The following is an 11,797-nucleotide window of genomic DNA, read 5'->3' on the forward strand; positions in this document are numbered from 1 at the left end:
ATCTTGATCGGCTGTTCACGCGGAAGCTGTCGGCAAAACTCCGTCGATTTACAGAACATTTCGCGTTCCCTTGGGAGCACTGTGAGCAATCACCCACGACCAATGTCCTTCTCCACCGCCGACATCTCCATCCAGCTGCTTATGGACACGACCAACACCCTCCAGGAAATCGAGAGCCGCATGACAGCCAGGGCCTTCGGTGCGGTTCACAACCCGGAGAAAGGACCGGAGGTCCGGCGGGTGCTCAAAGAGCTGCTGGAAGTTCTGGACCGGACCAGCCCTGATGGCGTGATCTGAGCTACCACTGCGGCTCAACACGACACCAGCCCCCTTTCAGCAACTTCTTCCATTGCTCCACCGCATGTTTGCGGGGAAGCCGCTCCCGCCGCTTCAGCAGTGCTGGCTGCCCAGGGATAGGTTCTCCGAAGTCAATGAAGATCAAGGCCTCGTATCGAGCGGTTCGGTCGCGGTGGAAGCGAAGGACGTTGCGCCCATTCGACGCCATGAGCCAGCCATCCATGAGAAGCGAGTAGCACAGAAGTACTATCTCTCATCGCCGCCTCAAGAAGTTGTGTCCAACCGGACCGTGGATAAATGGTTGCCATGATTGTCAGAAACCCGAACCACGCTTCCAGTTGTAGCTCGTTACGCTAACATCACTGACGTGACCCCCATCAGTGGTCCAGTTCCTATGAGAGCTGGTGGGGTGATCAGGCCGCTTTCCATTGCTGGAGGACTTCCAGTCGCGTACGCCCCTGGAGAGCCGAATGCGGTCTATAGGTGTTGTACTCCATCCTGTGCTGCTCTGCCAATGCTTTTGCCTCCGGTAACGATGCGAAGAGCTCAATATTCAGGAACTCATCCCTGAATCGACCGTTGAATGACTCTACGAATGGATTCTCCCAGGGTGAACCCGGCGGAATGTATTGCGTAGCCGATCCGCTCCCTGTGCACCATTCTTGTAGCGCATGGGCAATGAACTCAGGACCATTGTCCATGCGCAGGTGGGTGGGTGCTGGATACCGCTTGAAGAGTTCCTCAATGGCATCGATCGCATCAACAGCTTTGCATCGCCTGCCGACACGGATGGCCAGACAAAGGCGACTGTATTCATCCACAATATTGAGGAACTTCAGTCTGCGTCCATCCATCGTCTGGTCGAACTTGAAGTCGATCGCCCACACGTGGTGCGGGTATTCGGCTCTGAGTAGCTCTCTGGAGCCGTCTGCCGGTCGTGAGCGCTTCCGCTTGCGCGGCAGGGGCCGCTGGAGCCCCTCCTCGCGCCAGATCCGTTGCACCCGCTTGTGGTTGACGCTCCAGCCCTCGATCTGCAGGCGCCGGTTAACCAGCCGCCTTCCCCAACGCACGTGACGCCGGGCCAGCTCCCGGACCCGCTGCCTGAGCTTGTGCTCCTCAATGTCCGCCACCGGCACTGGGCGGCGTTGGGTGGTGCGGTTCTGGCCCGCCAGACGGCAAGCACGGCGCTGAGAAGCCCGAAATCGATCCTGCAGAACCACCACGGCTCTGCGGCGACGTTCCGGGCTCAGAAGTTTCCCTCGGCTAACTCCTTGAGCATGGCTTTGTCGAGCTCTGCGTCAGCGAGCAGTCGTTTAAGCCTGGCGTTCTCCTGCTCCAGCTCTTTGAGCCGTTTGGCCTCCGTGGCTTTCATGCCACCGTAGCGCTGCTGCCAACGGTGGTAGGTGGCTGCGGATACCTAAGGGCTCGGCAGACATCGGCAACGGTTTGTCCGTGGTTGAGCAGCTGCTCGGCGTTGCGCAGCTTGCGGATGATCTGCTCGGGGTTGTGTCGTTTGCGTTTCATGGGGCTTCTCCTGGCCAAGTCTGGCCGGTAGGGAAGCTCTCATAAGGGCTGGATCAGTTTTTGGGGTCCACGTCAGGGCGAAGGCTCAACGATCCAAGCCTGCGCAAAGCAGTGCGGACCGGGATCCTCACGGCGATTTGGCGATCTATGAGGCAATAGTAGCCCTTGCTGCTGAAGTGGTGGAGAACGCAAGGTCCAGCGGCCTGCAGCCGGAGTCTGGGATTTGCAAGTCGAGATCTTGAGAACTGTTAAGGAGTCCCCACCTCGTCAAACTGCAGGTTTGCGTGGGCTCCAAAAGGTGGTACAGTAAGAAGATCTGAGAGCAACGAGCTCTCATGAAACCCCGCAGAGGCCCGGCAACCCCGGGCCTTTGTGCATTTATGGCCAGGAATTCTTGATCATTAATATGCCGCTGTTGCTCATAGCTTTATATAGTCTCCTAATTTCTTGAGCAGCTCTCCCAGTCTGCCCAACCCTTTGGTCGCGAAGATACCTTCCAATTGTGTATAAAGCAGTATCGCATGCTTGAAGACCAAGCGACATATTCGAGTGCAGGATAACTGGGCTGTCAACAGTAAGTTTGGAAAATCTAATGCAGTTCCGCGTACCCCCCCTTCTCGCCTCGGCTAATGCTCTTGTAACCCTGCCGTTAAGTTGTGGGTGGTGATCTGATGTTAGCCTCCAGGTGTTATCAGCAATTTTTTCAATGTGTTCACATGCCCAGGCCAAGGCCAAAATGTGTTCTGGATCGGCCGAATAAAGCTTGACAGTGGTGTTAATCGGCTTGATGCAAATCCTGAATGCAACACGAACAAGTAGATCAGTAACTTTTCTAAATATCAAAACTCTTTCATATGGATCAACGTTTTGGTAGTGGCCCTCTCTCCCAAAAATTTCCTGTGCATGAATCTCCGCGTTGGGAATGCCCGTTACATGTCTAGCATACTCAAGAATCTCGCCCATCTCAGTTTCAAACAGGGCCATGTTTGCCGTCTCGATTGCTATAACACCTATCAGATAGGTATTCGTCTCCTGCCAGGTTGATTCATCAAGGAAGCACTCAAATGGCATTGATGTATCCTAATAAGCAGAGAAGGGCCACAGCTATGACTTATCTAGGGCGGTTTTAGCAAGCTGCATGTTTGGCCCTGTATGGGCTTGTCGCACTCAGTGGAAGATTCCTGAACGGCCTTGAGGGTATTGCCGCTGCGAGCACGTAGCTGAGCCGAGTTTGTTGAATCTCTGCAACAGACTCCAATTTACTCAGTCGTCTATCCAGACTTGTTATGCCTTGAACTTTCCTGGCCATTACTATACGCTCAAAGCTTCTATAAAAGGTTGAGCCCGCATCCTGCCCGCTGAGAACGATACGCCCTTGTCTCCGTCATTTGGGAGGCCGATGAATTGAGACAATATCTGACCTGAGTGATGTCTGGCATGTGAGGGTGCTGACCTTCGGCATGACGTGCGCATGCTGCTCTCCAGCCTTAGCTGCCTGGAATTACCCGACCATTCCGTCGGGACCACCAGTCCCGAAGCGTACCTGAATTTCACTATTGATCGGTTGCTGACCAAGTGGCCGGGCTGCTCGAGATCCAAGCGGATGTCTGAAAGCTAAGCCGGATCCCGCCCCGGTTCGAGACGGGACTTCTTGTTGGCGATAAGCGGGCATTGTCTGATTCGAATGCTGCTGCCGTTGTTTCTTCCGATGCCTATCCCTAGGCGCTTGCACGGGCAACATGCCATTTGCTCCATGGCCTAGTTCGGCTGATGTCTCTGGTTCTTGGCGTGTAGTTGTTGGTCATGGCGTTACGACCTGGTTCGTTTTACACACGTTTTTGCACACGTCTTGCCTTCGCTACCCTTCGATTGGTACCACCAGAAACAAGAAAACCCCAGTCAAGGCTGGGGTTTTCAGGGGATGGAGCCAAGCGGATTCGAACCGCTGACCCCCTGCATGCCATGCAGGTGCTCTACCAGCTGAGCTATGGCCCCATTGATGCCCCGGCGAAACCGGTGCTAGAGGAGCCTACAACGTGGCCTGCCGCCCCTTTGGGGCCGCCAACGGGGCCCTCACACCTGGCGCCACACCGCCACCAGCCGCCCCTGGACGCTCACCTGGTCGGCGGGCACCAGGATCGGTTCGTAGGCCGGATTGGCGGCCTCCAGGCGCACCTGGGCCCCCTGGCGGTGGAAGTGCTTCAGGGTGGTGCCGCTGCCCGGCACCAGGGCGCTCACGATCGTGCCCTCCCGCAGGCGGGAGGGGTCGGCCACCGGCTCCATCAGCACCACGTCACCGTCGGCGATGTGGGCGTCCACCATCGAGTCGCCGTTGACCGTGAGGGCGTACAGGCCGCGGGTGTCGAGCACGGGGGCCAGATCCAGGCGTTCCTGCACGTCGTCGAAGGTTTCGATCAGGCCGCCGGCGGCCACCGCCCCCAGCACCGGGATGCCCACCGCGCTCTCGCCCAGCAGCTGCAGGGTGCGGGCCTGGCCCTCCTGCCAGGTGATCCAGCCCTTCTGCTGCAGGTGGCGCAGGCGGCTCTGGATCGGCGCCGGCGAGCGCAGGCCCATGGCCTCCATCATCTGGCGGATCGAGGGGCTGTGGCGGTGGCTGCCGATGTAGTCGGCGAGCCAGTCGTAGAGCTCCCGCTGGGCCTCGGTGAGGTCCTGATGGGCGGCGATCACGGGCAGTACGGATGAACCACTCCCTTTCTGCCATCCCGCGGCCCGTTTGTCCACTCCCACCGGTGTCCGCTCAGTCGGCCACGCCCCCCAGCAGGGTGGCCAGCAGGGCCTGCTGCACGTGCAGGCGGTTCTCCGCCTGATCAAACACCCGGCTGGCGGCGCCCTCGATCACGCCGGCGCTGATCTCCTCGCCCCGGTGGGCCGGCAGGCAGTGCAGCACGATCGCTCGCGGATCGGCCTCGGCCAGCAGATCCTCGTCCAGGCACCAGCCGGCGAAGGCCTGCTCCCGCTGGGTCTGCTCCTCCTCCTGGCCCATCGAGGCCCACACATCGGTGTAGAGGGCATGGGCGCCCCGCACCGTGGCCAGGGGGTCGTCGAGCACCGCGATTGTGCTGCGCTCGCCGGCCAGGGCCCGGGCCTGGGCCACCACGGCCGGGCTGGGGGCGAAGCCGTCGGGGCAGCCGATGCGCACCTCCATCCCCAGCAGGGCGCCGATCAGCATCAGGGAGTGGGCCATGTTGTTGCCGTCGCCCACGTAGGCCAGGGTGAGGCCGGCCAGGTCGCCCGCGCCATGGCCGAAGCTCTCCTGGATGGTCAGGGCATCGGCCAGGGCCTGGCAGGGGTGTTCCAGGTCGGTGAGGGCATTGATCACCGGGATCGTGGCCCAGTGGGCGTAGTCGGCCAGGTCCTCCTGGGCGAAGGTGCGGATCGCCAGGGCATCGCAGTAGCGGCTCAGCACCCGGGCCGTGTCGGCGATCGGCTCGCCCCGGCCCACCTGGCTCACCGCCGGGTTGAGGTCGATGGTCTGGCCGCCGAGGCGGGCCATGGCCACGATGAAGCTCACCCGGGTGCGGGTGGAGGCCTTCGAGAAGATCAGCCCCAGCACCTTGCCGGCCAGGTCGATGCGGCGCTCGCCGGCCTTCAGCTGGCGGGCCAGCTCCAGCAGGGCCAGGGTCTGGGGGCCGTCGAGATCGGCGGAGGAGAGCAGGTCGTGGCCCGCCAGGGGGCCGAGCAGGGCGCAGGGGGACACCATCGACCCACTTCCCAAAGAACCCTTATGCGAGATCGACCCCCCCGCCGTCAAGGGGGGCAGGGGCGCAGGCCCTCCTGGGCAGGCTTCGTGCCGGTGGTGGCGTTCAGGAGGATGAAGGGCGCCGAGGACCAGGCCCCCGGGGCCTCCCAGCACGCCATGGCGGGGTTGGCGGCCCGCAGGGTGGGCAGGTCGTTGCGGGCCAGGTGGAACCCCAGGAACGGTCGCTCGAGGGGTTGGGCGGCCGCCGCCGGCTCCCCGGGCCAGGGCCGCAGCTGGTCCGGAGGGAAGTAGAGGGGGCTGAGCGTGTCCAGGCGCCAGCCGGTGCTCCAGCAGCCCCGTTCACACACACCGCTGCGCTCCACGAAGGCGGCCATGGCCTTGTAGTTCTGCAGCGGGGACCGCTTCAGGGCCAGATCACCCAGACCGATCTGCTGCTGGGTCAGCAGCGCCACCGCCAGCAGACCCGCCAGGGCAGCCCGCCGCGCCCGACCCAGCCGCTTGCTCAGTTCCCAGCCATCGCCGGCCAGGTAGGCCAGGGCGGGCAGCAGCACGATGTAGTACCGGGCCTGGGAGAGCGGCTTGACCAGATCGATCACCAGCATCAGCGCCAGAAAGGTGCCGATCACCGCCAGCAGGAAGCGGGCCTCCCCCGCCGCCGGGAAAGGCCCCTGCGGCGGGGGAGGGAGTGCCGGGGGGCGTCGGGCGCCGTGGCGCCGGCCGGCGGTGAGGGCGAACACCAGGGCGACGGCCAGCCCCGCGGCGAGCAGCAGCGGCCGTGCAGAGGCCCCCCGGTCCGGGGCCAGCAGCGGCAGGGTGCCCGCCAGGACTTCGCCCAGAGTGCCGCTGATCGGCGCCACCCGGATCCAGTCGAGCCGTTCCATCCGGTTGCTGAAGGAGCCCGTCAGCAGATGGCCGGCGGGCCAGAGCAGCAGGGCCACGAGCATTGGCAGCGCCTGCCGGCGTGGGCGCAGGATCAGCCCCTCGGCACAGCCCACCGCCAGAACCACCAGCACGAACAGCAGCGAGAGGTAGTGGGTCAGGGAGAGGAGCAGCCCGGCCAGAACGGCCAGGCCCTGAAGGGCCCTGGCCTCCTGGGCCCTCTGGCGCAGCATCAGGACGGCCCCCAGCAGCACGGCCGAGAGGGCCAGGGAGGTGGCGTAGCTGCGGGTTTCCTGGGCGTAAAACAGAAACGCCGGACTGGTGCCCAGAACAGCCACGGCCACCAGGCGGCGCCCCGGGCTGCGGCCGGAGGCGAACAGGGCCGTGGCCACCAGGGCGATGGTCGCCATCAGGAAACTCAGGGCCCGGGTGGCCGTTTCACCGCTCCCCACCACTTCCATCCAGAGCTTGAGCAGGGCCTGGTACAGGGGCGGGTGGGTGTCGGGCAGCAGCCAGTCCCGCAGCAGCACACCCCAGCTCGCCCGACTGGCCGTCACCGACCAGAGCTCATCCGACCAGTAGGAATAGCCCTCAGCGAGTCCCTGGCCGGCCAGCCACAAAAAAACGAGGATCAGCAGGCCGGTGAGGGCTTGCTGGATCCTCTGGTACATGCGAACAGGGACAGTCACGGGTGGGTGACGTCGCCGGGGCGGGAAGGCCTGGGGCTCAGACGGTGACCCCTTCAAGCACCGGAGCCTCGGGCATCTGGCTGGAGGCCAGCAGGTCCTTGAGCTCCTCCCCTTCGATCACCTCCTTCTCCAGGATCTTGTGGGAAATGGTTTCGAGCAGATCGCGGTTGTGGTTCAGGATCGACAGGGCCCGCTCATGGGCCCGGTCCACCAGGCCGCGCACCTCCTTGTCGATCTCCAGGGCGGTGGAGTCACTGACGGCCCGGCGCGGATTCGACTGACCGCCCAGGAAGCGGCTGCCGCCCTGCTTGTCGTAGGCCAGGGGGCCGAGGGTCTCGCTCATGCCGTAGGTGCCGATCATCTGCTCGGCGATGTCCGTCGCCCGCTGCAGGTCGTTGGCGGCGCCGGTGGTCACCTCCCCGAACACCACTTCCTCGGCGGAGCGCCCGCCTAACAATGTGGTGATCTGGCCCTCCAGGTCCTCCTTCGAGTTGAGGAAGCGCTCCTCGGTGGGCAGTTGCAGGGTGTAGCCGAGGGCAGCCATGCCACGGGGCACGATCGAGATCTTGGCCACCTTGCTGCCGCCGGGCATCAGGTGACCCACGATCGCGTGGCCCACTTCGTGGTAGGCCACCACCTTCTTCTCATCGGGCTGGAGCACCCGGCTCTTCTTCTCCAGACCCGCCACCACCCGCTCGATGGCTTCGTTGAGATCCCCCTGCTCCACGGTGGTGCGGTACACCCGGGCGGCCAGCAGGGCGGCCTCGTTGACCAGGTTGGCCAGGTCGGCGCCGGCGAAACCGCTGGTGGCCTGGGCGATCTTGTCGAGATCCACCCCTTCGGCCAGCTTCACCTTCTTGCCGTAGATGTCGAGGATCATCTTGCGGCCGGAAAGGTCGGGCCGGTCCACCAGCACCTGGCGGTCGAAGCGGCCGGGCCGCAGCAGGGCGGCATCAAGGGTTTCGGGTTGGTTGGTGGCCGCCAGCACGATCACCGGCTTGTCCTGGGCGGTGAAACCGTCCATCTCGGTGAGCAGCTGGTTGAGGGTCTGTTCGCGTTCGTCGTTGCCGCCCACGACGCCCATGGAGCCGGAGCGGCTCTTGCCGATGGCATCGAGTTCGTCGATGAAGATGATGCAGGGAGCCTTCTTCTTGGCTTCTTCGAACAGATCGCGCACCCGGGCGGCGCCGGCGCCCACGAACAGCTCCACGAATTCGGAGCCGGAGATGATGAAGAAGGGCACGCTCGCTTCTCCGGCCACCGCCTTCGACAGCAGCGTCTTGCCGGTGCCGGGAGGGCCCACCAGCAGCACCCCTTTGGGGATGCGGGCGCCGATGTCCATGTAGCGCTGGGGCGTCTTGAGGAAGTCGACGATCTCGGTGAGCTCGGTCTTGGCTTCATCCACACCGGCCACATCGGCGAAGGTGACCCGGGATTCCTCATCGGGCACGTACACCTTGGCCTTCGACTTGGTGAAGCTCAGGGCCCCCTGGGCGCCTCCGCCACCCATGCCACTGCGGCGGGCGAAGAACTGCAGCACCAGGATGAAGATCAGCGGCGGCACCACCCAGCTCAGGGCCGTGGTGATGAAGCTGGGCCGCTTCGGCGGGGCGGCAGCGAACTCCACACCGTGCTGCTCCAGGCGCTGGGGCAGATCCATGTCGAAGATCGGTGTGGTGGAGAGCACCGTGGGGGCTCCTTCCTCAGGGGCCTTGGTGAGCTCGTAGCGGATCTGGTCCTGGGTGATGTAGGCCCGTTTGACGTTGTCGTCGTTGACCTGATCGATGAAGAGGGAATAGGGCACCCGTGGCACCTGGGTGGCCGGATTGGGCAGGAAGTTGCTGAACAGCAGCAGTACGCCGAAACCGATCAGGAGGGCGTTGACCAGGCCGAAGCGTCGGGTGGGTCGGTTGTCGTCCTGACGAATGGCCATGCTGCGATCAACCTCGGGTGGGCCCAAGCTAGGCCTGGTCGTCGCCTCACGTTCCGCCAGGGAGTCGGGAGAACCGAACGCCCGGCTCCACTGCTCCGCTGGATTCCCCCCTCCGATGTGCGGCCGATACTCCCTCACCACCCGCATCGACCGGCTGCTGCCGCGCCTCCGGGGCACCCTCCCCCCCGGGCTGGTGGAGCATTACGCCCCCCGGCCCCAGGTGCGGCCGGGGGAGCCCGTGCTTCTGCAGCGGCAGGAACACGGGCGGCTGGAGGGGGGCCTGGCCCTGTGGGGGCTGGTGCCGGACTGGTGCCGCGATCCGCTGGAGAGCCGCCGGCCCATCAATGCCCGCAGCGAGACGGTGATGGAGAAACCTTTCTTCCGCGGCGCCTGGCGCCACCGCCGGGCCCTGATTCCGGCCGACGGTTTCTACGAGTGGCAGCCCAGGACGGTGGCCGGCCGGACGGTCAAGCAGCCCTGGCTGTTCCGCCGCCGCGATCAGGCCCCCTTCTGGCTCGGTGGGCTCTGGGACCGCTGGCTGGGGGGCGACGGGGGCGAATTGGACAGCTGCGTGGTGCTCACCACCGCCCCCAACGACCTGCTGGCCCGGGTGCACGACCGCATGCCGGTGGTGATCCCCGACGGGCTGGAGGAGGCCTGGCTGGAGCCCGTCGATGGCCCGGCCCTGCGGGCCCTGGAGCCCCTGATGGCCCCCTGGGATCCGGCGGACTGGGAGGCGGTGAAGCTGGAGCGGATGCCGGGGGATTCCGTCAGCCGCTAGACAGGAGTTCCGTCAGTGGCGATCCCATGAGCCTCGACCAGCTGGATGCCTTCCTGGCCCACGCCAGGGGGGATGCCGCCCTGGACCGTCGCCTGCATGATCCATCCGACCCGCCGGATCTGGCGGCGTTCCTGGCCCTGGCCCGCGGTGCAGGTTTCGGCGTCGACGAGGCCGACGTGATCGCGGCCCAGCAACGGGCCGAGGCCAGCCTCAGCGATGAGGAACTGCAGGCCAGAGCCGGGGCGGAAGCCCGGCGCCTGCGCCACTTCATTCCCGGCTGAGCCTGATGGTCGAACGCGTCGCTGCCTATCCCCGTCCCCCGGCCCTGGTCCCCTGCGAGCGGCACGTGCGGGTGAAGACCCTGGGGCGGGTCTGGTGCGACACGCGCCGCAGCCTGCGAGTGCTGGAAACCTTCCATCCCCCCGTCTTCTACCTTCACCCCGACGACGTCGACACGACCCTGCTGCAGCTGGCGGAGGGGACGAGCTTCTGCGAATGGAAGGGGCTGGCCCGTTACTTCGATCTGCTGGCGCCCGACGGGGAGGGCGGCGAGCGCCGTCTGCGCCGGGCGGTCTGGAGTTACCCCGCGCCCACGCCGCCCTTTGCGCCCCTGGCCGGCTGGCTGGCTTGCTATCCGTCGCTGATGGACGGCTGCTGGGTGGATGGGGAACGGGTGATTCCCCAACCCGGTGGGTTCTACGGCGGCTGGATCACCAGTGACGTGGAGGGACCGTTCAAGGGCGATCCCCTGCACCCGGAACTGCGCTGAACTTCAAAGCTGGGTTCACAGAGTCATCCCCAACCATTCCTTGAGGCGGTCGACATCCACACGAATGTCATTGCCTCCGGAAACATTCGAACACAGCAGGAAGCGATAAGCCACACCATTGATCGAGGCCAGCTGGAAGAACTCCGGCCGCACTCCATGGTTGGACTGGAAGAGCTCAAGCAGATGGCCGCCCCGGGCGTGGATCAGGTTGGTGAGGGCGCCACCGTGGGGGGCAACGATGTGAGAAGCGTCCCGGAAGATGCTGATCTGTTCGACGAGCGACAGACGCTCACAGCGGAGGGCGACGAAGCCATGGGGTTCCAGGATTTCCATTACAGCGTCCTCGTTGACCACCGCCCGGTTGGAGGCTCCGCGACGGGAAAGAAAGAGGCGTTTCGGTGTCGCTCCAGCGGAGTGGATCGGAACGGCTTCGGCGAAGCGCTGGGCAAGCTGGCGGATCGCCCAGGGGGAGATGGCATCGAAGGGGGCCAACCCTTGACGTTGCCAACGGTGGGCGACCCCGGCGATCAGATGCCGGACCTCCAGGCCACCCCTTCGCGGCGGGAGGTGGGGCAGCCGACGCTCGGCCTCCACCCCAAGCAGGGCGAGGGATTCTTCCTGCCAGGGCCGGAGACTGGCGGGTACGATCACCCGCGTTGGTTCACCGCTGCGGGCGCTGTGGTCGTCCGCGGCGATCAGCCTGGGCAGGGCATCAAGAAACCAGTGGAAATAGGCCCCCGACCAGCGACGCATATCCACCAGGCTGCAAACGGAGGCCGGAATGCTGCCGCCCTTCGGCAGGAGGCTGCGCAGCACGAGACGCCGCCGACGGGCCACGGAAAGTTCCTTGAGATGGAGCGTTTCCTCCACGATGCGTCGATTCCTGTCGACTCCCACGAGATCGGCACCCACAAAATGGGCCTGTGGATGCACCCCATAGGCCTGAGGATCGATCGTGATCGGCACCAGGTACTGGGCCAACCGGCCTGTGGGCTGGCCCCAAGGGTCGTCCACGTGGTACTGGCAGTGTTCAGGTCCAAACAGCTCCACCCAGGGTTGCTGCTCACTTGCCTCAGGGACCCGTGCCGTCGTCGCCATTCCCATGTCAGCGAAAACGGCGTGTCATCGCTTCATTCATCAGGCCGCTGGGGGGAGGGTGCTCAGGATACTGAGGATTCCTGGTTATGATGTGATGCCGATTCCG

11 protein-coding genes, 1 tRNA gene and 1 pseudogene are annotated in these 11,797 nt (G+C 64.5%); 4 read left to right on the forward strand and 9 right to left on the reverse strand.

Annotation, left to right across the window (positions count from 1 at the left end):
- Positions 1-102 precede the first annotated feature (102 nt).
- Entirely contained in the window at positions 103-297 is a 195-nt protein-coding gene (locus KUG41_RS03555) for a hypothetical protein (protein WP_216901168.1), read from the forward strand.
- 1 nt (position 298) lies between these two features.
- Here the strand turns inward: KUG41_RS03555 and KUG41_RS03560 are convergent, their stop codons facing one another.
- The 8 genes and pseudogenes from KUG41_RS03560 to ftsH all read right to left on the reverse strand — a co-directional run bounded on the left by KUG41_RS03560 (position 299) and on the right by ftsH (position 9,043).
- Entirely contained in the window at positions 299-520 is a 222-nt protein-coding gene (locus KUG41_RS03560; RefSeq protein ID WP_216901170.1) for a DUF1651 domain-containing protein, read from the reverse strand.
- A gap of 190 nt (positions 521-710) precedes the next feature.
- Positions 711-1,821, reverse strand: a pseudogene (locus KUG41_RS03565) (IS3 family transposase).
- A gap of 378 nt (positions 1,822-2,199) precedes the next feature.
- Positions 2,200-2,892 (reverse strand): hypothetical protein, encoded by a 693-nt coding sequence (locus KUG41_RS03570; protein ID WP_216901172.1) that lies wholly within the window; start codon positions 2,890-2,892, stop codon positions 2,200-2,202.
- A gap of 851 nt (positions 2,893-3,743) precedes the next feature.
- Positions 3,744-3,816 (reverse strand) — tRNA-Ala (locus KUG41_RS03575).
- Positions 3,817-3,894: 78 nt separating this feature from the next.
- Positions 3,895-4,509, reverse strand: coding sequence for a transcriptional repressor LexA (lexA, locus tag KUG41_RS03580; RefSeq protein ID WP_371734014.1), 615 nt, complete (start codon positions 4,507-4,509; stop codon positions 3,895-3,897).
- 70 nt (positions 4,510-4,579) lie between these two features.
- The gene (gene argF / locus KUG41_RS03585) at positions 4,580-5,542 is read right to left on the reverse strand and encodes an ornithine carbamoyltransferase (protein ID WP_216901174.1); all 963 of its coding nucleotides are present in this window, start codon (positions 5,540-5,542) and stop codon (positions 4,580-4,582) included.
- Between the two features lie 47 nt (positions 5,543-5,589).
- The gene (locus KUG41_RS03590) at positions 5,590-7,110 is read right to left on the reverse strand and encodes a glycosyltransferase family 39 protein (protein ID WP_216901176.1); all 1,521 of its coding nucleotides are present in this window, start codon (positions 7,108-7,110) and stop codon (positions 5,590-5,592) included.
- Positions 7,111-7,147: 37 nt separating this feature from the next.
- Positions 7,148-9,043, reverse strand: coding sequence for an ATP-dependent zinc metalloprotease FtsH (gene ftsH, locus KUG41_RS03595; RefSeq protein WP_216901178.1), 1,896 nt, complete (start codon positions 9,041-9,043; stop codon positions 7,148-7,150).
- 115 nt (positions 9,044-9,158) lie between these two features.
- Between ftsH and KUG41_RS03600 the strand changes: the two genes are divergently transcribed.
- From KUG41_RS03600 to KUG41_RS03610, 3 genes are read left to right on the forward strand one after another with little or no spacing between them, the layout of a single operon-like run.
- Positions 9,159-9,824, forward strand: coding sequence for an SOS response-associated peptidase (locus tag KUG41_RS03600; protein WP_216901180.1), 666 nt, complete (start codon positions 9,159-9,161; stop codon positions 9,822-9,824).
- 26 nt (positions 9,825-9,850) lie between these two features.
- Positions 9,851-10,105 (forward strand): Nif11-like leader peptide family RiPP precursor, encoded by a 255-nt coding sequence (locus tag KUG41_RS03605; RefSeq protein WP_216901182.1) that lies wholly within the window; start codon positions 9,851-9,853, stop codon positions 10,103-10,105.
- Between the two features lie 5 nt (positions 10,106-10,110).
- On the forward strand, positions 10,111-10,593 hold the full coding sequence (locus KUG41_RS03610; RefSeq protein ID WP_216901184.1) for a DUF427 domain-containing protein: 483 nt from the start codon (positions 10,111-10,113) through the stop codon (positions 10,591-10,593).
- 15 nt (positions 10,594-10,608) lie between these two features.
- On the opposite strand, the gene KUG41_RS03615 is transcribed toward KUG41_RS03610, so the two are convergent.
- A complete protein-coding gene (locus KUG41_RS03615; protein WP_216901186.1) occupies positions 10,609-11,607 on the reverse strand; it encodes a glycosyltransferase family 61 protein in 999 nt (332 codons plus the stop codon).
- Positions 11,608-11,797: the final 190 nt, after the last annotated feature.

The organism is Synechococcus sp. CCY 9618, from assembly GCF_019038415.1.
GTDB lineage: Bacteria > Cyanobacteriota > Cyanobacteriia > PCC-6307 > Cyanobiaceae > Cyanobium.